The sequence below is a fragment of the Acinetobacter sp. 129952 genome (genome assembly GCF_056642055.1).
Genome location: NZ_JBWVSU010000001.1, coordinates 371,320 through 397,659, shown reverse-complemented (window position 1 = coordinate 397,659; position 26,340 = coordinate 371,320). Strand labels below are relative to the sequence as shown.

Annotated in this window: 18 protein-coding genes; 8 read left to right on the top strand and 10 right to left on the bottom strand. The window is 43.3% G+C overall.

All coding sequences use genetic code 11. The annotated features are described in order from the left end of the window. Nucleotides 1–64 precede the first annotated feature (64 nt). On the top strand, nt 65–241 hold the full coding sequence (locus AC1IR0_RS01895) for a hypothetical protein (RefSeq protein WP_479741134.1): 177 nt from the start codon (nt 65–67) through the stop codon (nt 239–241). 47 nt (nt 242–288) lie between these two features. Here AC1IR0_RS01895 and AC1IR0_RS01890 read toward each other — a convergent pair whose 3' ends face one another. Next, nucleotides 289–3,183: a valine--tRNA ligase gene (locus AC1IR0_RS01890; protein WP_409666285.1), complete on the bottom strand. Its 2,895-nt coding sequence runs from the start codon at nt 3,181–3,183 to the stop codon at nt 289–291. Nucleotides 3,184–3,358: 175 nt separating this feature from the next. Here AC1IR0_RS01890 and AC1IR0_RS01885 point away from each other — a divergent pair, with 175 nt between their 5' ends. Both AC1IR0_RS01885 and AC1IR0_RS01880 read left to right on the top strand, forming a co-directional pair. Continuing rightward, complete coding sequence (locus AC1IR0_RS01885) at nt 3,359–4,030, top strand: hypothetical protein (protein WP_409666287.1); 672 nt, start codon at nt 3,359–3,361, stop codon at nt 4,028–4,030. A 20-nt stretch (nt 4,031–4,050) separates the two neighbouring features. Next, nucleotides 4,051–4,857, top strand: a complete 807-nt coding sequence (locus tag AC1IR0_RS01880; protein ID WP_479741133.1) for an SDR family oxidoreductase — start codon at nt 4,051–4,053, stop codon at nt 4,855–4,857. A gap of 18 nt (nt 4,858–4,875) precedes the next feature. On the opposite strand, the gene AC1IR0_RS01875 is transcribed toward AC1IR0_RS01880, so the two are convergent. After that, entirely contained in the window at nt 4,876–5,982 is a 1,107-nt protein-coding gene (locus AC1IR0_RS01875) for a GGDEF domain-containing protein (protein ID WP_479741132.1), read from the bottom strand. Between the two features lie 343 nt (nt 5,983–6,325). Between AC1IR0_RS01875 and AC1IR0_RS01870 the strand changes: the two genes are divergently transcribed. Further along, a complete protein-coding gene (locus AC1IR0_RS01870; protein ID WP_409666293.1) occupies nt 6,326–7,600 on the top strand; it encodes a glutaminase in 1,275 nt (424 codons plus the stop codon). Between the two features lie 123 nt (nt 7,601–7,723). On the opposite strand, the gene dhaK is transcribed toward AC1IR0_RS01870, so the two are convergent. From dhaK to metH, 3 genes are all read right to left on the bottom strand, one after another. Continuing rightward, the gene (gene dhaK / locus AC1IR0_RS01865; protein WP_409666295.1) at nt 7,724–9,454 is read right to left on the bottom strand and encodes a dihydroxyacetone kinase subunit DhaK; all 1,731 of its coding nucleotides are present in this window, start codon (nt 9,452–9,454) and stop codon (nt 7,724–7,726) included. Between the two features lie 258 nt (nt 9,455–9,712). After that, on the bottom strand, nt 9,713–10,717 hold the full coding sequence (locus tag AC1IR0_RS01860; protein ID WP_409653380.1) for a DUF2971 domain-containing protein: 1,005 nt from the start codon (nt 10,715–10,717) through the stop codon (nt 9,713–9,715). Nucleotides 10,718–10,928: 211 nt separating this feature from the next. Further along, nucleotides 10,929–14,615: a methionine synthase gene (gene metH, locus AC1IR0_RS01855; protein WP_479741131.1), complete on the bottom strand. Its 3,687-nt coding sequence runs from the start codon at nt 14,613–14,615 to the stop codon at nt 10,929–10,931. 536 nt (nt 14,616–15,151) lie between these two features. On the opposite strand from metH, the gene AC1IR0_RS01850 reads away from it, so the two are divergent. After that, nucleotides 15,152–16,771, top strand: a complete 1,620-nt coding sequence (locus AC1IR0_RS01850) for an inorganic phosphate transporter (RefSeq protein ID WP_044111639.1) — start codon at nt 15,152–15,154, stop codon at nt 16,769–16,771. 429 nt (nt 16,772–17,200) lie between these two features. Here the strand turns inward: AC1IR0_RS01850 and AC1IR0_RS01845 are convergent, their stop codons facing one another. Further along, nucleotides 17,201–18,742, bottom strand: a complete 1,542-nt coding sequence (locus AC1IR0_RS01845; RefSeq protein ID WP_409653376.1) for a hypothetical protein — start codon at nt 18,740–18,742, stop codon at nt 17,201–17,203. A gap of 219 nt (nt 18,743–18,961) precedes the next feature. Beyond that, nucleotides 18,962–19,579: a rhomboid family intramembrane serine protease gene (locus AC1IR0_RS01840; protein ID WP_409653374.1), complete on the bottom strand. Its 618-nt coding sequence runs from the start codon at nt 19,577–19,579 to the stop codon at nt 18,962–18,964. A 158-nt stretch (nt 19,580–19,737) separates the two neighbouring features. Here AC1IR0_RS01840 and nfuA point away from each other — a divergent pair, with 158 nt between their 5' ends. Then, nucleotides 19,738–20,376 (top strand): Fe-S biogenesis protein NfuA, encoded by a 639-nt coding sequence (nfuA, locus tag AC1IR0_RS01835; protein ID WP_044111637.1) that lies wholly within the window; start codon nt 19,738–19,740, stop codon nt 20,374–20,376. 194 nt (nt 20,377–20,570) lie between these two features. Continuing rightward, on the top strand, nt 20,571–22,634 hold the full coding sequence (locus tag AC1IR0_RS01830; protein WP_409653372.1) for a TonB-dependent receptor domain-containing protein: 2,064 nt from the start codon (nt 20,571–20,573) through the stop codon (nt 22,632–22,634). A 42-nt stretch (nt 22,635–22,676) separates the two neighbouring features. On the opposite strand, the gene AC1IR0_RS01825 is transcribed toward AC1IR0_RS01830, so the two are convergent. Together AC1IR0_RS01825 and AC1IR0_RS01820 are read right to left on the bottom strand one after the other, a co-directional pair. Continuing rightward, nucleotides 22,677–23,678 (bottom strand): hypothetical protein, encoded by a 1,002-nt coding sequence (locus AC1IR0_RS01825; protein ID WP_253098951.1) that lies wholly within the window; start codon nt 23,676–23,678, stop codon nt 22,677–22,679. A 14-nt stretch (nt 23,679–23,692) separates the two neighbouring features. Next, entirely contained in the window at nt 23,693–24,730 is a 1,038-nt protein-coding gene (locus AC1IR0_RS01820) for an alpha/beta fold hydrolase (RefSeq protein ID WP_044111633.1), read from the bottom strand. A 315-nt stretch (nt 24,731–25,045) separates the two neighbouring features. On the opposite strand from AC1IR0_RS01820, the gene AC1IR0_RS01815 reads away from it, so the two are divergent. Continuing rightward, nucleotides 25,046–25,660: a carbonic anhydrase gene (locus AC1IR0_RS01815; RefSeq protein WP_004646264.1), complete on the top strand. Its 615-nt coding sequence runs from the start codon at nt 25,046–25,048 to the stop codon at nt 25,658–25,660. Nucleotides 25,661–25,703: 43 nt separating this feature from the next. Here AC1IR0_RS01815 and AC1IR0_RS01810 read toward each other — a convergent pair whose 3' ends face one another. Beyond that, complete coding sequence (locus AC1IR0_RS01810; protein WP_005246979.1) at nt 25,704–26,333, bottom strand: arylesterase; 630 nt, start codon at nt 26,331–26,333, stop codon at nt 25,704–25,706. Between the last annotated feature and the right edge of the window lie 7 nt (nt 26,334–26,340).

Here is a 26,340-nt window from a genome sequence, read left to right as displayed (position 1 = left end):
TGGGGCATATCATTAAAAAACTCAGACGTGTAGTCCAAAATTCTATTTAGAAGGTAAAGAATTTATGGCTAGACGTAAAAAGTCACAAGCTAAAAAAAGAACTAAGGTTGTTAAATCTCAGCCAATTATCATTATTAATGAGCAACCAGAAAGTTTGCGATATTGGCAGCAGGTGTTAGTAATATTAATAGTTCCGCTATTTAATTGGATAAAAGAAATTATCCAAACATATTGGAATTAAAAAAATCCCCTCACTAAGAGGGGATTTTTTTGAATCAAACTACAGCCTTAAAGCGCCGCAATCTGCTCCATATTCGCTTTAATCTTCGCTAACTGATCAGCAAACTCAGCAAGTTTTACTTTCTCGCCTTCAACCACAGCCGCAGGTGCTTTTGCCACAAAACCTTCATTCGAAAGTTTATTGGCAATTTGATCATGCTGTTTTTGAACCTTGTCTAAGTCTTTTTGCAGACGACCCAATTCCGCTTTCGGGTCAATCAAGCCCTTCATTGGAACGTAAACAGATACGTGACCCACTACAGAAGAAGAAGACAATGGTGGTTGCTCGCCATCAGCCAAGAAGGTGATGCTTTCTACTTTCGCCAATGCTTTAAACAATGCTTCAATACGAGTGATCTGTGCTTTTTCAGCTTCGGTGGTGTTTTGCAGAAGAACTGGTAATAAACGCGCATTACCTAGACCCATTTCACCACGGATGTTACGTACCGCACCAATCAAACCTTGAAGCCATTGCATATCTGCTTCAGCTTGGTCGTTAATTAACGCTTGGTCCGCAACAGGGTAAGCCGCCAACATAATCGTTTCGCCAACAATATTCAGTTTCGGCGCAAGCGTTTGCCAGATTTCTTCTGTTAGGTAAGGCATCAAAGGATGAGCCAAACGTAAAGACGCTTCCATGACCGCAAGCAATACACGACGAACTTCAGCTTTACGCTCTTCAGACACATTTTCATCGTTCAGAACTGGTTTGGTCAGTTCCACATACCAGTCACAGTATTCATTCCAGATGAACTCGTAAATCGCTTGTGCTGCCAAGTCTAAACGATACGTCGCAAATGCTGTTTGCACTGCTTGTTCCGCTTTTTGCAGACGGCTCACGATCCACTGTTCAGGCAATTCCCAAAGGTCTTGACGTACTTCTTGACCAATCACTTGCTCTTCGCAGTTCATCATCACGAAACGGGTTGCGTTCCAGATTTTGTTGGCAAAGTTACGGTAGCCTTCAACACGTTTCATGTCGAACTTAATGTCACGACCTGTGTTCGCAAGCGCACAGAATGTGAAACGAACCGCATCTGTACCGTAAGATTGAATCCCTTCAGGGAATTCTTTACGGGTTGATTTTTCAATCTTCGCCGCTTGTTTCGGATTCATCAAACCTGTGGTACGTTTTTGTACTAAAGTTTCTAAATCTACACCGTCAATCAAATCGAGTGGGTCAAGGACATTACCCTTAGATTTAGACATCTTCTGACCTTCGCCATCACGTACCAAACCGTGAACGTACACGGTTTTAAACGGCACTTGTGGCGTACCATCTTCATTCTTCATGAAGTGCATGGTCAGCATGATCATACGTGCCACCCAGAAGAAGATGATGTCAAAACCAGTGACAAGCACATCAGTCGGGTGGAAGGTATTTAAGAAGTAGTTGGCTTTGTCTTTCGCTTCGTCGCCAGTCCAACCTAAAGTTGAGAATGTCCAAAGACCTGAAGAGAACCATGTATCCAATACGTCTTCGTCTTGGTTTAATTGAACATCGGCAGGGATGTTGTTTTTCGCCCGAACTTCAGCTTCATCACGGCCAACATATACATTGCCTTCCGCATCGTACCAAGCAGGGATACGGTGACCCCACCACAATTGACGCGAGATACACCAGTCTTGGATGTTGTTCATCCAAGCCATATACATGTTGCTGTACTGCTCAGGAACGAACTTGATACGACCGTCTTGAACCGCTTCAATGGCAGGTTTCGCTAGCGGCGCAATCTTCACATACCATTGGTCTGTGAGTAGAGGTTCAACAATCACGCCTGAACGGTCACCGCGAGGTGGTTTCAAGGTGTATGGTTGGATCTGATCTAACCAGCCTTCAGCTTCCGCTTGTTCAACGATCTTTTTACGTGCTTCAAAACGCTCTAAACCAACATATTCGCTAGGTGCAGGAATAGTTTTAGAAATTTGCTCGCCCGCTTTCGCGATGTATTCAAACTCAGCAAGAACTTCAGCATTTTTGTTGAAGATGTTGATGATTGGCAATTCGCAACGTTTACCTACTTCATAGTCATTGAAGTCATGCGCAGGGGTGATTTTCACACAGCCTGTACCGAATTCTTTATCGACATATTCGTCTTTAACGATTGGAACCGCACGACCAGTGATTGGCAGGATGATGTTTTTGCCAACAAGCGCAGCATAACGTTCATCATCAAGTGCAACGGCAACAGCTGTATCACCAAGTAGTGTTTCAGGACGAGTGGTTGCCACAACGATGTGATCTTTACCATCGTGCGTGCGTAGTGATTTATCTTCAAAGAAGTATTTAAAGTGCCACAATGAACCTGCTTCTTCTTTATCAGACTCAACTTCCAGGTCAGAAAGGGCAGTTTGCAGTTTTGGATCCCAGTTCACCAGACGTTTGCCGCGGTAGATCAGGCCTTCTTCGTGAAGTTTTACAAACACTTCTTTTACTGCGTTTGATAAACCATCATCCATCGTGAAGCGTTCACGTGACCAGTCAACCGAAGAACCTAAGCGACGGATTTGACGGGTAATGTTACCGCCAGACTGTTCTTTCCATTCCCAGACTTTTTCGATGAACTTTTCACGACCCAGGTCATGACGGCTAACCCCTTGTGCACCCAGCTGACGCTCAACCACCATTTGCGTTGCAATACCTGCGTGGTCAGTACCCGGTTGCCAAAGCGTATTTTTACCAGACATACGGTTGAAACGCGTCAAGGCATCCATGATGGCATTGTTGAAACCATGACCCATGTGCAGGCTACCAGTGACGTTTGGTGGCGGAATCATGATACAGAAAGATTCGCCTTTTTCAGACGGCTTAAAGTAACCACGCTCTTCCCAAGTTTGGTACCATTTTTTCTCGATCTCGGTCGGATCGTAGGTTGTCGCGATATTTTGCGCTGAGTCAGTCATAGTCTAAACAGATCAAAAGTGAATGAAAAATTGGATCTATTGTAGCAAAAAAAATAGTGCATGCGGCAGCTTAACCAAATGCAAACTTTAGCCAATTGGCATGTATAGCAACTCATCGTATGATAGATTGATAAAAAAACGCGACTCATCGCAGCATATCAAAAAGGATAATAAGATGAGCTATAACATTTCCCTGAAGCTTCAACCCGAAACCCATCAGCGCTTTAAAGACCTTCATTCCAGATTAAATGCCGGCGAGCGAGACAGTCTTGCCAGACCCTTAGGTGAAAATCTGGCCGATATGGCCTGTGAAATTATTGACCAGATTTTTGGTCAGGTGGTGCAGTTGGCCAATTCACCGGACAGCGAGTCCGAAAAAGTGATTCAGCAGATTATGCATAACACCCGTAAATATATGCCGTGGTCGGTTTCGTTGTTTGGCAATGAGCGTCTGATGCCTATGGTGAACTATTTGCATCGCATGACCTATGAGCATCAAGGTGATGCTTTTGTTCGATATCCGGTGGAAAAATTGCTGGTGATGGAGTTGCTCGGCTGTATTGACCAGATGAAAAATGGTAATCATCAATATGTATCACCCGCTTTAAAAGCCTTTACTCAGGTGGTCGATCAAGGGGTGACACATCTGATCCGTGAACCGAAAAAAATGTTGAAATTTAATGTGGTGGTCGATAAAACCTTGAATGGGGTGATTCATTTAACCACCCAGTTAGGCTATAAACGTTTTGACAAGCTCGGTAGCATCTATGATGCCGATACGATGAGTTATTATTTTGAGCATTTGCTGGCATTTCTGGAAGATGAAATGCAGCCCCATATTCATTAAAACAAGGGAAAGAGGATTTCATGGCGAAAGTTGAAGACTTAAATGGAAAAGTGGTCTGGATTACCGGCGCATCTTCAGGGATTGGCAAGGCGATTGCCCAGCAATGTGCTGCACTTGGGGCACAGGTGGTACTGACTGCACGTCGGCATGAAGAACTGGAAAATGTTCGCCAAAGTCTCACTAATCCAGATCAGCATATTTCAGTCATTGCCGATATCACGGATGAAAGCCAGGTTCGTCATGCCTATGAACAGGTTTTGCAACAAAAAGGCCGGATTGACTGGCTGATTAATAATGCAGGACTCAGTCAACGTGCCCTGATTCAGCACACCACCATGCAGACTGAACGTGCCATTATGGAAGTCGATTATTTCTCTCAGGTGTTTCTCACCAAAATGGTATTGCCTACCTTTCTGGCACAAAAATCAGGTCGTATCGTGTTTATTTCCAGTGTGGCAGGTTTGCTTGGCACCCAGTATCGTGCATCCTATTCCGCGGCTAAAGCAGCGATTCATATGTGGGCCAACAGTTTACGTGCTGAAGTTACTGATCAGGGTGTGCAGGTTTCAGTGATATTCCCGGGCTTTGTTCAAACCAATGTCTCGTTTAATGCTTTAAATGGGGAAGGCAAACCGCAAGCCAAGCAGGATGAAGCGATTGAAAATGGTCTGTTAGCAGAAGATTTTGCCCGTCAAAGCGTACAAGCCTTGCAGTGCGGTGAAGAATATATTGTGATTGGCGGCAAGAAAGAAAAACTCGGCGTGCTGGTTTCGCGTATTTCACCAAAAGTTCTGTACAAAATGATTCGCAAAACCAAGGTCAAATAATTTAAAGCCTGATCAAATTCAGGCAATTTTCTCTTGAGCAAATTGAACCTGATTACGGCCCATCTGTTTGGCCTGATACATCGCATGATCGGCCGCTAAAGTGGCTTCTTTAATCTGATTAGGATGATTGAAGAAGCTGACCCCGATACTGATAGTCAGGTAAATAAGCTGCTGTTCATGATGTAATGGGGTTTCTTCAAGCTGCAGCCGGATCCGTTCAGCAATTTTAAAGGCGGCATCCTTTTGAATGTCATGCAAGACGAGCAGAAACTCTTCACCGCCAATCCGTGACACCTGGTCTTTACTGCGAATATTGGCTTTAAATATCTGACTGATATGTTGTAAAATCAGATCACCGACCTGATGTCCATAACGATCATTAACTGCTTTGAAATGATCTAAATCTGCCATCAAAACTGCATGCTGTAAGGCAGGATTAGGATCTATTTTTTGAATATAGGCTTCAAAGCCACGGCGGTTTAATAATCCGGTCAGCGGGTCGTGATGGCGCTCCCGTTGCAACTTTCGCACCAGATCCAAAATTGCACAACCAATGAATAAACCTAAAAAGATCAAATCAATCAGCAGCAGGAGCAGCTGTGTAAATGCCCATGCTGGTTCGTAATGGGCGACAAATCCCTGATCCTTAAGTAAAACAGAGAATAGCAAGGCACGACCCATAATGATGAACACGGTCGCGAGGGTAAAAATTTTCAGGTAACTGTCGATACGTAAGCCTGTGCTCGTCCGAATAAAGGCAATTGGGCGGTGCAAATAAATTGCCGCATTAATGCTACCAATAATCAGCAAACGGGCAGTCTGGTCAGCAGTCACTTGGGTAAAGTAGTAAATACCAAACGCACCCAAGGCAATCAGGTAAATATAGTTTGGCCATGCATAGTCGATTTTTAAAAGCTCATAAATGGCTTTGCTGTGAAAGGTACAGGACAAGAAGTAAACAGCAGCAATGAAACTGGATATTTCCACCAAAACTGATGCCGATAAAACGGTATTGAGTAATATCGTCACGCCAATCAGAATCAGTGCATAAGCATAAGATCTTAAATAATTAGGTAAGCCTTTATAATAGGAAATACTCAGCGTGATGATCCCCAGGCTCGACATGATGCTGGGCACGAGTAGACTGTAAAAATTCAAATCCGGGATCAGCATGTTAGATTATAATGTGAGCAGGTGGGTGAATAATATCATTTATTGCGATGAAAAATATAAATAAAATGGATAATCAAACTGATCGAAATGACCTGTTGAACCGCTCGATATTTTATAAAAACTCAAAAAAATAATATCAAAATTCCTCTCACGCCTGATGATCATGGAGCTGAAAAGGCATTTGTTTTAGTTCAAATCAATGGACGTATTTATAAAATGCTACCAATTTGGACTTGTAGTTTTATCCTGAAAATTTAAGGTAGAAAAAGGATAAAAATATAAAGGATCTATCTGAATGAAAACCCCGGTGCCCGATTATCTCCAGCATGTATTAACGGTCTGTCATGATAATGATCAGGGCGCTTTGGCTGATTATATCCCTGAACTGGCAGCGGTAGATCCAAACAAGTTCGCTTTGGCGCTGACTACGGTGGATGGCACGATTTATTCCACGGGAGATGATGAAACCGAATTTACCATGCAGTCGATGTCCAAGCCTTTTGCCTATGCCTTGGCATTACAGCATTTGGGAATTCCAGCAGTACTGGAAAAGGTCGGCGTTGAACCTTCAGGAGAGGCTTTTAATCAGATTTCACTGGATAAAGAAACCAATCTTCCGAAAAATCCAATGATTAACTCGGGTGCGATCACCACGCATTCTTTGATTCCGGTACAAAAAGGCATTTCACGTGCGGAATGCTTGCGCCGTTTTTTAAGTGAGCTGGCAGGCCGTCAACTGGAATTCGACAAGCAGGTATATAAGTCGGAAGTCAAAACTGCATTCCGGAACCTATCGATTGGCTATATGCTGCGTACTGTAGGTGTGCTTGATTCGGATCCTGTGGAAATCGTCAATGGATATATCAAGCAATGTGCGATTAAGGTGACGGTCAAAGATCTGGCAAATATCTGTAGTGTGCTCGCTAATGGTGGTGTTCAGGCCAAAACTGGCAAACAGTTGTTAGAGCGTGATGTAGTGCGCCAAGTGCTCAGCGTGATGATGACCTGTGGCATGTATGATGCGGCGGGTGACTGGCTGACTACGGTGGGCATTCCTGCCAAAAGTGGTGTGTCGGGTGGAATTATCGGGGTATTGCCTGGGCAGGTGGGAATTGTGGTTTTTTCTCCTAAAATTGATGAGCATGGGCATAGTGTACGTGGGGTAGATATTTTTGAGCGTTTGTCGCGTGACATGGGCTTGCATCTGATGGAAGGGACGCCATCGGCACAGACCATTTTGCAAAGTCGTTATACAGCAGGTAAGAACAATGACATTATCGTGTATGAGCTGCGCGGTGTATTGCAATTTACCGAATCGGAAATGTTGCTGCGGATCTTGCAGGATGAGCCAGATGCTAAAACACGTATAGTCATAGACCTGACCAATTTGACTTTGATTCATGATGTGGGTGCACGCATGTTATTTGAAGGTGTCAAACGTTTACAAGCGAATGGGCACAAAGTGGTGGTCATTGACTCAGAAGGCGTATTGGGTGAGGAACAGGTGAAAGGCAATAAGCGGGTAGTGGTGACAGAAGAGTTAGAGCGCTATTTAGAGAAGTTTAGTTAAGCCATACTTATAGAGATGAGTATGCCTTTCATTATTTGTGCTTTTAAACTTGCTCAGTAGAGGAAATGAAATTTGAAAAAAGCCCCGAACAGTGTCGGGGCTTTTTTTTAAATCTTGCAAAGCTTATTTAATATGCTCGGCAATGTCCGTAAAGATCACGCCTAAGCCATGTGCACCAGCATCCGGATAGCCTAAGCTACGATCACCGACCGTACCGGCACGGCCCATACGCGCTACGATCTCTTTGGTAGATTCTGCACCTTTTACCGCAGCCTCTGCACCCAAGACAAAGTTTTCTTTAAACGTCTTGTCGGTATTGGTTGACCAAGAGTCTGCGCAAGGTACAAGTGCATCAATCAGGGTTTTATCACCGACCACAGCACCACGACCAAACGAACGCTCACCTGTCACTTGAATACCTTTGACCGCAGCTTGCAGCATCTCGGCAAAATCTGCCACGCTTAGGGTTTGTTTACCTTGAATGGCTTTGCTGGCTGAACGGAAAGCAGAACCCCAAATTGGCCCTGACGCACCGCCACAATGTTCCATAATAATCATGGAACTATTCAGCAGGAATTCATCCATGTGCTGCGCTTGAATCAGGCTTTGCCATTCGCGTTTTAGCTGTTTAAAACCTTTAGCCACACTCATGCCAAAATCGCCGTCACCAGCATGGGCATCTAGTTCGCAGAATGGCACTTCATTTTTGATGATGCAGGCAGCCATCACATCGACCACATACCGCATATTTTCAATCATGAACTGTTCATTTTGAATTTCAGCATGCTCAGGCTGAGTTTCGACTTCTGTATTGGCGGTTTGTTTTGCTGCTGCGTCTTTTGCTGCAAATTCAAATGGTAGTGCAGGCGAGCCATCCAGTTTAAATGCTGGAGTATTGGCTTCCGCATCTAAATAGGTTTTCAGTTCCTCATCCACAGCAAGCAATGAGACCGATGCACCATTCATGTCGATACTGGTCATGTAGTTGCCAACGAAGGTGCGATAAATTTTGATGCCTTTACGCGCCAAATGTTCGCATACATCATTGTTAAACACATACAGTTCTTGCATTGGCGTTGAACCAAAGCCATTCACCAACACCGCAACTTCTTGCATGTCAGGACGGTCAAGGAATAAATCATCGACCATACGTTGTGCCATTTCTTTTGATGGCAGGATTTTTTCACGGCGGATACCCGGTTCACCGTGAATACCGACGCCGTATTCCATTTCGTCATTCGCCAAGGTAAAAGTAGGCGTGCCTTTGGCAGGAACGGTACATGAGCTATAGGCAAAACCAAGGCTAATCACGTTATCCGCTGCTTTTTGAGCCACGGCTTTGACTTCCGCAAGCTCTAAACCTTTTGATGCTGCTGCACCTGCAATTTTATGTACAAATACAGTACCCGCCACGCCACGACGACCAACCGTATAGAGGCTATCTTTAACGGCAATATCATCCGCCACTTTGACATAATCGACTTTAATGCCATCTTCTGCTGCCAAAGCTGCACCATTCTGGAAATTCATCATATCGCCAGAATAGTTTTTGATGATCATCAGTACACCTTTGTCTGTCGCGACATGTTGCAGGGCTTTGTAGACCTGAATTTGAGAAGGTGATGCAAATACATCACCACACACGGCCGCGTCTAACATGCCTGTACCGACAAAGCCTGCATGTGCAGGTTCGTGACCACTGCCACCGCCACTGATCAGTGCCACGTTGTTGTGTTTCTCTTTACGTGAAATGATTTTATGGGATTCGGTAAATTGTAGTTCAGGATGGGCAAGGACAAAGCCTTTGCACATTTCGACAACCAAGTTTTCAGGGTTGTTGATGAGTTTTTTCATGGAGGAAGGCCTTCACGTATTCTGGGAGATGTGTAAAGTCTTATTATTATGGAAGTGTTTGAAATTTGCAGACTGAAAAGTGTAAAAACAGATGATTTTGGGGTGAGCGGTTAGAAAAGGGGCGCATAATTGATAAATTAAATCCCTCCTTGCGAAGCAGTGCTTCTCACCCTTTGATAAAGGGGGACTTGTCATGTGATTAAATAAATTTCGTGACAGTTCCTTCCTTTTTAGAGGGAGGTTAGGAGGGATTAATAATTATAAATCATCAATTTTTAAATATTCCTCATCTATCTGTTTTGTGGAGTAATGGACTGTATGTGTTAATAAATCATTTTTAGCGGTTTTATATTGTGCAAAGAAGATTGGATCAGCTAAAGTGCTTTTAGAGTGGCTTAAATCGATGTAACTTACTTCATAACAATCAGGTTCTCTACGAATAATCTCGGCTAATTTCTGCAAGTAAGGAGCAAAATGTTGATATTCTAATTTAAGTGTAGATGGATCAACTGCTAAATGTGCAATGTTAGATATTGAATATTTGTATCTTACATTTGTAAGAAATTTATCTTCAATTGGTTTCGCCTCAAACTTAAAAGAATTAGGCTTCAAGTACATCTGGAAATATTTGATTTTACGTCCTTGCAATGTTTTCATTACTTGTTCAATTTCTTCATTTGGAGTTTTTAATCCAAAATAAATTGCTTTGACTGCTCTATAATCATAAGAATTGATGCCTTGATTTTCTGTGATGATTCTTAATTCTTGTTCATATTCCCATCTCTGTGATTTATATCCCAGCATTTTTTTAACTAGATGGTCAGGATCGGCTTGGTTAAAAGCTTGAGAAAAATCTAAATTTTGAATTTTATTTGAATATTGAATATCAAAGAATCGATGTTTAGGATTTTGTTTTGCCAAGAGTTGATCTAAATCATATTCGATACAAAAGCCTTTATGACTATTGGAATAGTGAGCCCATAACAGTTCATCGTCATAACGTTTGCTCAAAGAAAAAATACCTAATTTGGTATCTTTCATATTAATGATGTTTTGAAAACTTTGTTCAATTAAGGCTAAATTATCTGAATGTTGATAAAAGATCTTTTTTAGATTTCCTATTTGTTGTTGATAATTATCAATTGAAATCAATCCTTCACAAGGATCGTTGAGTTGACTTGTGCTAGAAGCCCAAAAGGTATCATTTTTTAAAGACTTTAAATCTCTTTCAAAAGAACCACCACGATATTTATAAACTAGCATATTATTTATATTTTGAATGATTTACCTAAATATATCTTATGGTTATATAAATTAAAATCCCTCCCAACCTCCCTTTGAAAAAGGGAGGAGCTGTCACGTACTAAATTTGACACGTGAAAGTCCCTCTTTTTTAAAGAGGGATTTAGGGAGATTAAGAGATTTAAACAAAAAATCCCCTCAATCGAGAGGGTTTTTAATTAACGATTACAGATTAAGAAATCGAATCATCCAAATTCGGCGCTAACCAACGTTTCGCTTCATCTAATGTCCAACCTTTACGCTTCGCATAATCTTCTAACTGATCGCCAGAGATTTTACCTACGTTAAAGTATTCAGTTTCTGGGTTTGCATAGTAGAAACCGCTGACAGATGAAGGTGGCCACATTGCAAAACTTGTCGTTAAGTACGTACCAATCTTATCGGTGGTACCTAACCAGTCAAACAATGGCGCTTTTTCAGAATGTTCAGGACAAGCAGGGTAGCCCGGTGCAGGACGAATACCGACATACTTTTCTTTAATCAAATCTTCATTTGAAAGTTGCTCGCCTGCTTGGTAGCCCCAGAACTCTTTACGAATACGCTCGTGTAAGTGCTCAGCAAATGCTTCGGCAAAACGGTCACCCAAGGCCTGAACCATAATCGCGTTATAATCATCACCTTTGGCTTTGTATTCTTGCGAAAGTTCTTCCGCACCAAAAATCGACACTGTAAAGCCGCCCAAGTAATCCTGAGCCACATCTTTCGGTGCAATAAAATCAGCCAGAGAGTAGTTCGCTTTACCGGTGACTTTGTCAGACTGCTGACGTAAGTGCTCGAAGCTGTGTGTCACATTGCCTGACTCATCCACAACCGCAACTGTATCTGCCGCAACACGATTCGCAGGATAAATGCTAAACGTCGCACGCGCATCAAAACGTTTATTCTCGATGATGTCTTTCAGCATTGCTTGTGCTTGTTCATACAAGTCACGTGCAGCTTCACCCACCACTTCATCTTCAAGGATTTTCGGGAATTTACCCGCTAGGCTCCATGAAATAAAGAACGGCGTCCAGTCAAAATATTCCACCAAAGTTTCAAGCGGATAATTGGTGAAAGTTTCAGATCCAATGAAGTTTGGTTTAACCGGTGCATTCTTGTCGAAGTCGATCTTGAAGCCGTTTTCAACAGATTCTTGATAAGACAATTTCGCTGCTTTCGGTTGCTTGTTAGCAAGACGGATACGAATTTTTTCATAATCCGCTGCATAGTCAGCCAAAAGTTTTGGTTTCATTTCAGGAGAGAGCAACTGCGTTGCTACACCCACGGCACGCGAAGCATCTGCGGTATAGAGCACGCCATCATTATGATATTGCGGTGAGATTTTCACTGCGGTATGCGCTTTAGATGTGGTTGCACCACCAATCATCAGTGGAATGTTAAAGCCTTTGCGCTGCATTTCTTTGGCAACAAACACCATTTCATCCAATGACGGCGTGATCAGACCAGACAAACCGATAATATCGACTTTTTCATCAATCGCAGTTTGCAAAATCTTCTCGCATGGCACCATCACGCCCAGATCGACGATGTCATAACCATTACAGCCTAATACTACGCCAACAATGTTTTTACCGATGTCATGTACGTCGCCTTTCACCGTAGCCAGCAGGATTTTACCTTTAGCCTCAGCTTGGGTTTTCTCGGCCTCAATGAACGGGTTCAACCACGCCACGGCCTGTTTCATCACACGTGCAGATTTCACCACTTGTGGTAAGAACATTTTACCGGCACCGAACAGATCGCCGACCACGTTCATACCGGCCATCAATGGACCTTCAATCACATCCAGTGGGCGTGTAGAGTTTAAACGTGCTTCTTCAGTATCCTGGTCGATATAAGTCGTGATGCCTTTTACCAATGCATATTCAAGACGTTTTTCAACAGACTCATTACGCCATTCCAGATTTTCTTCGGCTTTTTGCTGACCACTTTGACCACGGTATTTTTCAGCAACAGCCAGCAGTTTTTCGGTTGCTTCCTGACCGCTTTCACCCTGGTTTTGGTTTAGAACAACATCTTCAACCGCTTCTTTCAGTTCTTTATCGATGTCATCGTAAATCGCCATCTGACCGGCATTCACAATACCCATGGTCATGCCTTGCTGAATGGCATGGTACAGGAACACTGAGTGAATCGCTTCACGCACCGGTTCGTTACCACGGAACGAGAACGATACGTTCGATACACCGCCAGAAATCATCGCATTTGGCAGGTTCTGTTTAATCCAGCCAGTCGCTTCAATAAAGTCCACACCATAGTTGTTGTGTTCTTCAATACCGGTCGCAATCGCAAAGACGTTCGGGTCAAAGATAATATCTTCAGACGGGAAGCCCACTTCATTCACCAGAACATCATATGAACGCTTACAGATTTCTTTTTTGCGCGCAGCTGTATCGGCCTGACCATCTTCATCAAATGCCATCACGATCACCGCAGCACCATATTGACGGCAGAGACGGGCACGTTCGACAAACTCGTCATGACCTTCTTTCAGGGAAATCGAGTTCACCACGGCTTTACCTTGCACACATTTCAGGCCTGCTTCGATAATCTCCCATTTAGAAGAATCCAGCATGATGGGTACACGTGAAATATCAGGCTCAGAAGCAATCAGATTCAGGAAATGCACCATCGCACCTTGTGAATCGAGCATACCTTCATCCATGTTGATGTCGATGATCTGCGCACCAGCTTCAACCTGTTGACGGGCAACATCAAGCGCTTCGGCGAAGTTTTCTTCACGAATCAGACGCAGGAATTTTTTCGAACCGGTGACGTTGGTACGTTCACCCACGTTCACAAACAGTGAATCTTTGGTGATGTTAAATGGCTCTAAACCGCTTAAACGGCAAGCCGGTTCAATTTCAGGAATTTGACGAGGGGTAATGCCTGCAACAGCATTTGCAATCGCGCGGATATGATCCGGCGTAGTACCACAGCAACCACCGGTAATATTAATTAAGCCGCTTTCAGCAAATTCTTTAATAAATGCGGCAGTTTCTTCCGGCGTTTCATCATATCCACCGAAGGCATTTGGCAAGCCAGCGTTTGGATGCGCTGAAACAAAGGTATCGGCAACATCAGACACGGTTTTCACATGTGGACGCATCGCATCTGCACCTAGGGCACAGTTAAAGCCGATAGATAACGGCTCTGCATGACGCATGGAGTTCCAGAAGGCTTCAGCGGTTTGACCGGTTAAAGTACGACCTGATGCATCAGTAATCGTACCTGAAATCATGATTGGCAGTTCATAGCCTAATTCTTTAAAGACTTCTTTTACTGCAAAGATGGCAGCTTTGGCATTTAAAGTATCGAACACAGTTTCGATCAGGATGATGTCTGCACCACCTTCGATCAAGGCTTTGATTGATTCGATATAGTCAACTTTGAGCGCATCAAAAGTGATATTACGGAACGCCGGGTCATTTACGTTTGGAGAAATAGAGGTGGTACGTGATGTCGGACCAATCACACCTGCCACAAAGCGTGGTTTTTCAGGCGTTGAATATTTGGCACAGGCTTCTTTGGCCAGACGCGCTGCTTCACGGTTAATTTCAGGAACCAGATCTTCCATGTGGTAATCCGACATTGAAACACGGGTACCGTTAAAGGTATTGGTTTCAATAATATCGGCGCCAGCTTCTAAGTAAGCTTCATGAATGCCTTGAATGATTTGTGGTTGAGTCAGCACCAGCAAATCATTATTGCCTTTGAGATCATAGGCCCAGTCAGCAAAACGCTCACCACGATAATCGGCTTCTTCCAGTTTATGGCGCTGGATCATGGTACCCATCGCACCATCGATAATTAAAATTCTTTTGGCAAGAAGTTCTTTTAAAGTGGTAAGTGTAGACATTCAAACTTTCTCAGCAGAAATCAAAAAAAACGACGCTAATCTTAGCAGATTAGTTGGCTGATTTCTGCTGAGATTGCTCAGAATGATGGATAAGCATGATATGAAAATTTGATAAGTCATCTAGAAAAACAACAAGTTTTAACATGCGGATCAGAAAATAATGCAATCTCGAATCTGATTCGATGCCTTACAGACAAGAAACAGGATCAGAAAATTAAGCTGATGCTTTCATTCATGAAATTGTCATATTGATGGCTTATGCTGTGCAAATGAAACTTTTGCTCTGCTTGATGACAGGTAGGGCATGAATCGTTTTGGTAGCAAAATATGTGCGGTTGCTAAGCTTAAATAAGCTGGAATCCTCTCTTAAGTAATTGATTTATAAAGTCAAAATCTAGTGTTTTAGTCGGAATTAAACAGGACGAATAGCAGCAAGAAAATCCAAATAATTGCTTCATATGACAGCAGTTTGTCATATAATTGTCACAATTTAACTGAACAATATGGGGATTCTTGAATCCTCTATTCCTGCTTGCATGAATCCTAATCAAACTCCCGTAGATTCAGCACACGGGTCGGCTTCCCAAAAGTCGACCAATGTTCATGTGCCAACACCGAAATTCTTTATGCCGGTGTTCCTGACTCTTATTATCACTACGCTGATTTATATCGGCTTCCAGTTGTCTGCAGATTTAGCGCATGTACCGGCCTTGGGCTTGTATTCAGTTATTTTGTTAGCGACGGCACTTTTTATTGCGTTGAGCTTTGAGTTCGTCAATGGCTTTCACGATACCGCCAATGCTGTGGCCACAGTCATTTATACCAATGCACTTTCAGCTCCTGTCGCAGTGATGTGGGCCGGCTTCTGTAATTTCCTTGGGGTTATGGTCGCCAGTGGTGCGGTCGCTTACGGCATTATTGCGTTATTGCCAGTCGAGCTGATCATGAATGTCGGCTCCGGAGCAGGTTTTGCCATGGTTTTTGCCATGCTGATCGCGGCAATTCTCTGGAATCTGGGAACCTGGTTCCTCGGTATTCCGGCATCCAGTTCACATACCCTGATCGGTTCGATTCTGGGTGTAGGCATCATGAACTATATTCTGAATGCCGGTACTGGCGCTTCAGGTATAGACATGGAGCAGGTGATGAAAGTCGGTAAGGCGCTGTTATTCTCGCCTTTAATCGGTTTTGCATTTGCTGCGATTGTGTTCCTGCTGGTGAAAAAAATCTTCAAGCGTCAACTGGAATTGTTCCAGCCACCTGAAGGTAACAAGCCACCGCCACCATTGATTCGTGCCATGCTGATCTTTACCTGTACTGGGGTGAGCTTTGCCCATGGTTCAAATGACGGTCAAAAAGGTATGGGCCTGATCATGCTGATCCTGATCGGCTGTGTACCTTTAGCGTACTCGCTGAACAAGAATCTGGATGCACAACATATTCAGTCTTTTGGTCAGTTATCTGCACAAACAGCGGATGTGATCTATCCAAATCATCAGGACATTCCGGATGAACAAGCCCGTGATGTGATCACCAAGTACATTCAGACCAAGGAAATTACCCCTGAAGTCGTTCCTGCATTGGCAAGCTTGACGGATCATCTGGGTGAAAAAGTTGGTAGCTATACCAGCATTAAGGATGTTCCTGAAGCTCAAGTATCTGAATTCCGTAATGACATGTACCTGAGCACTACAGCATTTAAACGTCTGGATAAAGCAGAAGCTTTACCGGCAATGAGTGCTGCACAGGAAAAAACAGTAGATGAATACCGCGACAATCTGGATTCATTCCTGCAATACATTCCGACCTGGGTGAAAGTGGCGACAGCCTTGGCACTTGGTCTGGGTACGATGGTCGGCTGGAAGCGTATTGTCGTGACGGTTGGTGAGCGTATTGGTAAACAGCATATGACTTATGGTCAGGGTATGTCTGCCGAACTTGTGGCAATGTCAACTATTGCAGCGGCAGATGGCTTTGGTATGCCGGTATCAACCACCCATGTATTGAACTCTGCAGTAGCAGGTACCATGGTGGCGAACAAGTCAGGTCTGAACTTCCAGATGGTGAAAACTATTCTGTCTGCCTGGATCTTTACTTTACCAGCAACGATCTGTCTGTCAGGTGGTTTGTACTGGGTGCTGTTAAAAGTGTTCTAAGTTATTTAGACAAAAAAAGCTGCTCTAGAGCAGCTTTTTTTATGGGTGGAAGAAAAATTAAGGATGTAAAAGAGGAATCTAAATTACGATTAAGGCGACAGGGATGTCGCCGTTAGGCTGTGATATAGGGACATATCATCAGCTTAACAAAAGATTTTTGTTACTTTTGATCTTTCAAAAGTAAAGAAAAAAAGAAGCTATAAAATAGATCAACTTAAATCTGCCCAAAGCACATTCATAAGAATTTGAATGATTGAAAGCCTAAATTAACCTCTCCCTAACCCTCTCCTAGAAGGAGAGGGAACGCCCATTTTCAATTAAAGTTCTCTCTGCTTTAGGGATGAGCAGCACTGCTACGCAACGAGGGGAGAACTTTAAAAATAACGATTACCTTTCTTATGGAAAAATTGGATGAAGATAATAAAAAAATTACTTCTTCAACTTACTCAATAATCCTTTTGGCAACTTCTCTGTCGCAAAACCATATAAGGCAGCAAAAGGCAGTGCAGTACGCGCCAGATAGGCGACTCGCCACAAACCGCCATGATTCGCACCATGCATCATCAATTCAAGCGGATGGTTTAGCTTCACTTCAGGATTGGCCACCGATTCTGGGTTGCGCAGATCATGAATCCATAGTGCCGCCATAATCGCATTGGTGGTTTCAGGCGCGAAAGCTTCAACATCAAACAGGCTGGCACCGTTAAATGCGGCTTTTAATAGCGGATTCTTGGTCACGGAATAGGTGGTCGTCGAAGGCGCAATATTGATACTGACCCGTTGGCCTTGAGCGCGAGCCAAGGTGGCACGCCATTGCTGGATACGTTTTGCCAGCGCATAGTTCGGGCCTTGTTCAACCACCAGACAGTCACAAATACCATACGCCTGATCACCAGACTGAATCAGTTCATGCGCATTTTTCTGGAAAAAATGTTTGCGGCTTAAAGTGGAAACACCTTTGGAGATGATTGCCTGTGCCTTGGAGCGTTCAGTATATTTTACTTTTGACGCTTCAATCACTTCACTCGGAACCGCATAAACATCGGTCGGCGTACACATGTACATCAGGCTGGTATTAGCTTTTTGCTGGCTGACATGCTGCATGATGGCATCCATCGCCATGGAGACCCGAACATGTTTTTCACCATCCAGATAGGCAATTGCAGCCAGATCCAGATCCTGCTCGAACTGTAATAACCATTTGGCAATTTCAGGAATCTGGGTCAGCAAATTCGCCCCCAGTTTTTCTTTTAAAATATCAAGTGAAGTATCAGCAGGCAGGTCTTCAGTACATGGCGCATACAGCGTGGCATTGCCTTGGTTGATGGTATCAACAATCTTGCCCCATACACGGGTATTCGGCAGATCAATCGCTACAATATTGGCTTTCCATTTCGCCAGCCAGGTCAGAGGACCGGCTTCAGATGCTGCACCAAACAGCACCGCCGTCCGATCTGACAAGTCAAACCATTCAGGATGTACCACACATTCACGCAGGGCATTGGCATGACTGGTTTCCACGATGCCTTGGCTTTCCCAGCGCTCAATCTGCTCCAATAAGGCATCACCTTGCAGCTTTTGACCGTGGTAAGGCACATACCATTCTGGTGCCGATTTGCTATTACCTGTCAGCTTGAAGGTATGCAACTGACCCGCGGGCAGAGTTAAAGCATCTTGTAATACATACTTTTGACCATCACGGTAAAATTCAAAAGTCTGATGTGCTTTTGCCAATCCATCTTCGGCAATTTTCAAGCTGGATTCAGGGGAACTTAATCCTTGCTCGACCAGCTGCTTAAAATGTACTGTGTAGTGTTTGCGCCAGTTTTTTTCTGATTGTGCCTGTTGAGAACTGCGTGAATCGACATTGGCTAAGGCTGCTGCGATGATCGCGCGTCCTGCTTTGGAGCTACTTGGTTTTTGTTGCGGAGACTGAAGAGGAAATTGAAGACCGTCTGGTGTAATGGACATGCAAAATATCTCGAGAATGACAGTAATTAATATACAGATGTATACATTATCGCTGCAAAATTCAGTCCAAGATTGGCATTAAGTGACATCATCACTTTCTAATATATTACGAGATGTTTCAAACGAATAAGAGAGCAGTAGCTCTCTTATCCATTTTCAGCAGAAATATGAGGCTTAACTCATATGTAGCTTTATTCCTTCAATATTTAAAAAACCTGATTAAAACGGAACCTGCATCAGTTTATTCAGGAAATGCGGAATCAGGCGTGGCTCCAGAATAATCGTCATGACCACCCCGTAAGCCGCTCCCCATAAATGCGCGCTATGATTAATGTTGCTATTGCCTTTTTTGCCTGACCAAATGCTATAGGCTATATACAGCACAGCAAAAATAATGGCAGGAACCGGAATGAAGAACACAAAGATCAACTTCCAAGGTTCAAACAGAATATAGGCAAACAGTACAGCCGAGACTGCACCGGAAGCGCCGAGACTGGCCCAGCGCGCATCATTTTTATGCTTCAGGTAACTTGGCAGAATCGCTGCGATCAGACCACCGAGGTAAAACAGGATAAAACCCAGGTCATACAGATATTGACGATAAAAGCTTTCAATCACGCTGCCGAAGAAGAACAGAGTAATCATGTTAAACAAGAGATGAGCTCCATCCGCATGGATAAAGCCATGCGTAATAAAGCGGTCATATTGTCCACGTTGCAGTGCCGGTGGCCAGAAAATCAGGCGATTCATCACCGTCTCTTTGGAGAAAGCAATAAATGACACAATACAGGTGATCAGAATAATGGTCACGGTATGATTAAAAGGTAAATCAAGCATATAAATGATTCTAAGGGTGCCTATTTGCCAATTATCATGCCATTAAAATTGAGCTAAAGTTGTACTTTTATAATAAATCCGACAATTTTAGTTGATTTTTAAAAATTACCCCGCATCTTCAGTTAAAATGGCCGCTTGAGCTTGAGGAAATTATTGTTATGTCGACTGAGAACAGCAGCACTCCAGTTGTTGGTGAAATTCCCAACTTATTGATTACACCAACAGCACAAGAGTATTTAAAGGATCTACTGGATAAACAGAACACCCCGGGTATTGGTGTGCGTGTTTTTGTAGAGCATCCGGGTACTCCTCGCGCTGAATGTTGCATGGCCTATAGTGCACCTGATGAAGTTGTACCGACGGATTATAAGCAGGAATATCCTGATTTCCCTGCTTTTATCGACTCGCCATCTATTCCGTATTTACTCGATGCCGTGATTGACTACAACAAAGACCGTTTTGGTGGTCAGTTGACTTTCCGTGCACCGAATTCCAAAGTGCCACGCGTGGGTCCAGATGCATCGGTAGAAGAGCGTATTACCTATGTATTGCAGTCTGAAATTAACCCGGGCCTGGCAGGTCATGGCGGTAACTGTGCACTGGTTGAAGTCAAAGAAGACCCTGAAAAAGGTTTAACCGCTGTACTTAAATTTGGTGGTGGTTGCCAGGGCTGTTCAGCGATTGATATCACTTTGAAACAAGGTGTAGAAACAACGCTAAAACAGCATATTCCTGAATTGATGAATGTCGTTGATGAAACGGATCATAGTCAGTCTGAAGGTGCGTATATGAAATAAGCTGTTCTATATAACAGTTCATTTATCGCATATAAAAAAAACCTCGAACTTTCGAGGTTTTTTTATATCTGGCTTAAAATTTAGTAAATATTAATGATAATAATTATCAATAGCAATTGAATTTGAGTAGAAAGCTGTTACACTTCGCAACCGAATAAACATGATTTCTTCATAAATATTGGGGCGCGCAAGGTATGAATAAGCCATTCTTAAAAACCACTTTGGCATTTGCTGTAACTTCACTCATGACGGGTAATGCATTTGCAGTCGAAGCTGTTGTTCCACAGGCGGAAGCGACTAAACTGCAAACGATTGTGGTGACCGCAACAGGTTATGAGCAAGATTTGGCTAAAGCACCTGCTTCCATTACTGTGATTGATCGTGGAGAATTGGATAAACGTGAATATAACGACATTACTGATGTGCTGCGTAATACGCCTGGGGTCGTGGTTTCGGGTTCGGGTTCTGCACAGACCATCAGTATTCGAGGCATGAGTTCAAACTACACCTTGTTTCTGGTCGATGGTAAGCGTCAATATGGCAAGGATGTGAACCCGAATGGGGATGATGGCGGTTTTGAGAAAAATATTCTGCCACCACTTGCCGCCATCGAACGTATTGAAATTATTCGTGGTCCAGCTTCTACACTCTATGGTACGGATGCTATGGGCGGGGTAGTCAATATCATTACCAAAAAAGTGTCGGATGAATGGTCTGGTCATGTCGAATTAGGAACCACAATTCAGGATAGTAGCCGTTCAGGTGATATTAAAAATGGTTCTGCATATCTTTCGGGTCCTTTAATTGCAGACAAGCTGGGCTTGCAGCTGGCAGTCAATAAGCAGGAACGTAATGAAGATCATTATGTTGGCGGCTTCCGTGGGACAGAACGTGAAAGCTTAAATTCACGTCTGACCTATGCCATTAATGATGATCATGATGTACAAGTTGAAGCTAATTTCGTGCAGCAGGAATCAACTACGTCTGTAGGGGAAACGGTAGCACCTGCTCAAGGTGCTGCAGATTCATTCTCGCGTAATTATCGTAATGTTTATTCCTTAACCCATAATGGCCGTTATAGCGATAACTTAGACAGTTCATCTTATATTCAATATGAAAATTCAAAAAATCCAGATCGTGGCAATACGGAACTCGGCACCAAAGGGATTACCCTGGATACTTGGACAGCGAACAGTCAATGGAACTTAGCCTTAGGTGATCATACGCTGTCATTCGGGGGATATCTTAAAGATGAAAAACTGGTCGATAAAGCGACTAACCGGAATCCTAATGCACCTGAATTTAGTGAATTAACACGTTGGTCTGCTGCCGCTTTCCTTGAAGACACCTGGAGTATTACGGATCGTTTCGACTTAACCGCCGGCTTACGTTATGATCATGATGAAAACTATAGTGGCCATTTATCGCCACGACTGTATGGGGTGTACGCGGTAAATGATAACTTTGTAGTAAAAGGTGGTGTGGCTACAGGTTATAAACAGCCTGATATTCGTGCAGCCACAGAAGGTTTCTATAGCGTCACGGGTGGCGGTGGTTCACCCTTAGCAACAGGCCGTGGCATTATTCGTGCCAATCCGGACTTGGAGCCTGAATCAAGCGTATCCACTGAATTAGGTTTCAACTGGAAAAATGATTATATCAATACATCGCTGACTGGCTTTATCACTAAATATGAAGATCGTATTACGGAAGTTCGTGCCTGTGAAACCGATACTGATGGCACCACAACAAACCGTAATAACTGGAAGAATTGGAAATGTTTCGAAGGGGATATTCCATTCTACTTTATTAGTGAACGGATTAATGTGGATGAAGCAGAAATTCGCGGTATAGAAGCAACCGTAGAAGCCAGTCTGAATGACTACACAACATTGACTGCAAACTATACCTATACCGATTCAGAGTTTAGATCGGGTGCTTTTAAAGGTCAGCCGCTGAACCAGATGCCGGAACACATGTTTAATATTGGTGTGGATTATGAGCTAAATGATGCACTCAATGTATGGAGCCGCTTGCACCATCGTTCTGAAACCTCTGCTTACTTGAGCCGTACATCTATGGCTCAGCCAAACCCAGGTTACCAATTTGTAGATGTCGGCTTTAACTATAAATTCAGTCCGAATCTAACAGGTAAATTTGGTGTCTATAACCTAGTGGATGAAAAAGCTGAAGATATTGATGGTGATCAACTATTGGATGGTCGTCGTTACGGTATCAGTCTGAATGCAAAATTCTAAGCAAATGAAAATATAAAAAGCCGCTATAAAGCGGCTTTTTATTTAAATCTTAAGAATTTTCAAAGTATCTGCATGGTAATAAAATTGTGCCAGATATTTGCGCGCACGTTCACGTAAATGGCCTTGAGAAACCATCTGCTGAATTACCGGGCTGAGCAGTTGCTGCAATTCATTCTGAATTAGCGCTTCATCAATATTCAGATCACGTAATAACTGATCAAAGGTATGTTCCTGATTGCGGACATACCAGGTATGAATTCCGTCATGCACTTGCTGCTGCAGATAGTCTGTCTGACGTATATGATCCCAGATATCATGACCTAAGCCGACCGTCTGATTCAGATCCTGCAGTTCAATATAATTCTTCAAGACTGATACTGGCATGTCTTTGATTTTATGCCAGAGATTGGCCTGAAAATGATAGAGTTTCTCATCGTCAAAATGCTGGTTCAGCACATGCTCACTCATCTGGCTGAGCTTTAGAATATTTTTTTGCAGATAACGCGCAATGGTGCTATCGAGGTTGGTATCGGTGACATTTTCCAGTACAGATTTGCCCATTTTCATAAAGCGGGAAACCCCGGGCACGCTTTTGGCAATCATGGAGTTATCCAGATAATCCTGAATCGAATGCTGGATCAATTGGGTAATCATGGCTGAAAATGCCGGATTATTGACTACGGTTTTAATCAGGCGCTGCCGATGGCCACTTTTGCTGGCCACATACTGGGCGATCTTGTCTACGGTCAGTACTGGAATCAGATCGGCAATCGTGGTGGAATCATTGGCCGGATGCACCAGGGCAAAACGGATATGCTCGGCAATCTGTTCAATCAGAAAGCTGCTGGCGGCAGTACCCAGAATCTGTTTTTGTAAAAGCTGATTGATCAGTTCACAGCTCCACAGCTCTTTTAGCGTCTGTTTACGCAGCCACAAATAAAATGCATGAAACTCGCTTTGAATCGTTTCAGATTGAGAAAATGCCTGATCGAGAAAATCAAGTTGAGCATCGATCAACTGCTCAATCATCGGGTGTTTCTGCATAGCATCTCTGAAACTTAATTTAAAGGAATGAGTTTATCAGCAAGCGGGTTTTTTAGGGTCTGCGTCTTGGCCAGAAAAGGCAAATAATGTTGTGCGACCTGTTTTTCTGCTTCCAGAATCGGCATATGCCCGACATTGTTTAAAATCACCGGTTTTTCGGCACGTTTCAGCAGGGCATGCAGTTCTTTAACTACTTCGACATTAATGATCCGATCCTGTCTGCCCCATAAAATCAAGGTGGGTGCTTCTACCGTGCGGGTCAGGCGGGCAAAGGTTTCCGGTGTATAAATCCGATTTAGCATCACCACCTGATCAATCGATTTGCTGGTTTGTTCAGCGCGTGAAATCAACAGTTTTTCCTGTGCATGCCGTAACTGATAAGGAATCACTGGCGGATTCTGCATCAGCTGTTTGGAAACATCTTGCAGATCACCGGGTTTGCTGACGATCAGGTCTTTTAAGGCTTGAGGATCTTTGGTATAGGGAGTATTCCCCATTTTGTAAAGACCAGCACTATTGATTAAAAAAAGACTTTGCGTATCGAAAGGATATTGTGAAGCATACACCGTAGCAATCGATCCACCCAGAGAGTGGCCGGCAATGTGTAAATTTTCGTCCACATTTAAGGTTTCAAGGAACAAACGCAGTTGAGAGGTCACATTGGGCACAGAAACATCAAAATTGTCCGGAACTTTGGTGTCGCCGTTGCTTGGCAGATCCGGAATAATGACATGATAATAGGGCGTCAGAAACTGGGCGACCCGGTTCCAGTTGTCGCGCGTGCCGGCCAGACCATGAATCAGTAGAATGGATGGTTTGTTCTTGGCACCGCCTTCGCTATAACTCCAGGTGACCTCGCCAATTTTGAGGGTCTTGGATTTGAGACCGGCAAGGCTGCGTTCTTGTAACAGATGCTGCTGCAAGACTTTGGCAGATGTTTCATTTTTCTGGCTAAATAGTATTTGAGCATGTGTCAGGCCCGGTAATGCCATGCTTAAGGCAACTACGGCTGAACAAATCATTTTCGAGCGCAATTTTATTATTTTCTTCATTGGCCATTCCCCAAAACAAACCCAGTGAGCAAATTGCTCAATCAAAATACTTCCATGTTATAAATTTGCAATTTTCATTCAAATAAAAACATTATTCTTCACTCTATTTTAAATCAATCTTTGCGCTTGTCACCCATTAGTTTTTTGTTGAATTACATTAAATGACTGGAAAATGTGATGTATTGCGCATAAATTACCTGCAGAAATGAAATTAGATAAATGCTAAAAATTTAATCAGCTAAGATTTTTTGCAAGTGACATTCAAAAAAACTGGCAGTAAGATATTGCAACTAAAACCATCGGTGATAGAAAAGAATGCTCACAGCTCAAGAAGCTTTAGAACGTCTTAGACAGGGTAACCAACGTTTTGTCAGTGGCGATACCACGCATCCAAAACAACTTAGCCACCAACAGCGCGCAGAAATGGCAGAGGATCAGAATCCGTTTGCGATTGTCTTGGGATGTTCAGATTCGCGCGTTCCAGCCGAAATGGTTTTTGATCAGGGTCTCGGCGATCTTTTTGTGATTCGTGTTGCGGGTAATATTGTTGCACCCTCACAGGTCGGCAGTGTTGAATTTGCCGCGGCACGTTATGATTGCGCGATTGTGGTGGTGTTAGGTCACAGTCACTGTGGTGCGATTAAAGCGACTATTGATACCTTGATGTGTCCAGATTGCCCCCCATCGGCAAACCTGATGTCGATTGTGAACCGCGTACGTCCTTCAGTTGAAACTTTAATGCAAACTGAACTGAAAAATGACTTGGCAAAATTGTCCAAGCATGCAGTACGTTCCAACGTATTTGCTTCGGTGAATCAGTTGCGTCACGGTTCAGCCGTTCTGGAAAACCTGATTGGACAAGGAAAACTAAAAGTCGTGGGTGCTGAATATTCACTGGAAACTGGTGAAGTGACATTCTTCGATTTCTAATCACGATTCATCTAAATATATTCTAAAATAAGTTAAAGGCGCTTTATAAAGCGCCTTTAATGTATGGATAAGCATTATTTAACAGGATTGTCTGTGCTTTAGCATTTGGATGAATCAGATCCTTTTGCATCAATGTTTTATTACCGGCGACACCCTGCATAAAGAAGGGCAATAACTTCACCTTATATTGCTGACTCACCACTTTATAATTATTTTCAAAAGCCTTGCTATAGGCCTGCCCGTAATTAGGCGGCATTTTTATGCCAAAGACGATGACCTTGGCCTTGGCTTTCTGGCTCTGCTGAATCAGGCTGGCTAAATTTTTTTGAATCATTTGCGGTGGTTGTCCACGTAAGCCATCATTGCCACCTAACTCAATCACCACAAGGTCTGGACGATGCGTCTGCAGCAATTTTGGCAGTCTGGCCAGTGCTCCGCTGGTGGTTTCACCGCTGACACTTGCATTGACCACTTTATGCTGTTTCGGATACTGTTGCTCTAAACGCTTTTGTAATAAATGTACCCAACCCTGCTGGGGCTGGATACCATAACCTGCACTTAAACTATCACCTAAAATCATAATTGTCTTTGCTGAGACCCCGAGTGGTATCAGGCACAGACTGAGCAAAAAAAAGTAAGGCAATAGCCGAGTTTTCTGATTAAGATCTTTCATATAGGAC

Coding starts and splice junctions, on each gene's coding strand:
- AC1IR0_RS01820 (WP_044111633.1), bottom strand. CDS start 24,730: ATGAAGAAAATAATAAAATTGCGCTCGAAAATGATTTGTTCAGCCGTA.
- AC1IR0_RS01850 (WP_044111639.1), top strand. CDS start 15,152: ATGAATCCTAATCAAACTCCCGTAGATTCAGCACACGGGTCGGCTTCC.
- AC1IR0_RS01895 (WP_479741134.1), top strand. CDS start 65: ATGGCTAGACGTAAAAAGTCACAAGCTAAAAAAAGAACTAAGGTTGTT.
- AC1IR0_RS01830 (WP_409653372.1), top strand. CDS start 20,571: ATGAATAAGCCATTCTTAAAAACCACTTTGGCATTTGCTGTAACTTCA.
- nfuA (WP_044111637.1), top strand. CDS start 19,738: ATGTCGACTGAGAACAGCAGCACTCCAGTTGTTGGTGAAATTCCCAAC.
- AC1IR0_RS01815 (WP_004646264.1), top strand. CDS start 25,046: ATGCTCACAGCTCAAGAAGCTTTAGAACGTCTTAGACAGGGTAACCAA.
- AC1IR0_RS01885 (WP_409666287.1), top strand. CDS start 3,359: ATGAGCTATAACATTTCCCTGAAGCTTCAACCCGAAACCCATCAGCGC.
- AC1IR0_RS01890 (WP_409666285.1), bottom strand. CDS start 3,183: ATGACTGACTCAGCGCAAAATATCGCGACAACCTACGATCCGACCGAG.
- AC1IR0_RS01825 (WP_253098951.1), bottom strand. CDS start 23,678: ATGCAGAAACACCCGATGATTGAGCAGTTGATCGATGCTCAACTTGAT.
- metH (WP_479741131.1), bottom strand. CDS start 14,615: ATGTCTACACTTACCACTTTAAAAGAACTTCTTGCCAAAAGAATTTTA.
- AC1IR0_RS01860 (WP_409653380.1), bottom strand. CDS start 10,717: ATGCTAGTTTATAAATATCGTGGTGGTTCTTTTGAAAGAGATTTAAAG.
- AC1IR0_RS01880 (WP_479741133.1), top strand. CDS start 4,051: ATGGCGAAAGTTGAAGACTTAAATGGAAAAGTGGTCTGGATTACCGGC.
- AC1IR0_RS01840 (WP_409653374.1), bottom strand. CDS start 19,579: ATGCTTGATTTACCTTTTAATCATACCGTGACCATTATTCTGATCACC.
- dhaK (WP_409666295.1), bottom strand. CDS start 9,454: ATGAAAAAACTCATCAACAACCCTGAAAACTTGGTTGTCGAAATGTGC.
- AC1IR0_RS01870 (WP_409666293.1), top strand. CDS start 6,326: ATGAAAACCCCGGTGCCCGATTATCTCCAGCATGTATTAACGGTCTGT.
- AC1IR0_RS01845 (WP_409653376.1), bottom strand. CDS start 18,742: ATGTCCATTACACCAGACGGTCTTCAATTTCCTCTTCAGTCTCCGCAA.
- AC1IR0_RS01875 (WP_479741132.1), bottom strand. CDS start 5,982: ATGTCGAGCCTGGGGATCATCACGCTGAGTATTTCCTATTATAAAGGC.
- AC1IR0_RS01810 (WP_005246979.1), bottom strand. CDS start 26,333: ATGAAAGATCTTAATCAGAAAACTCGGCTATTGCCTTACTTTTTTTTG.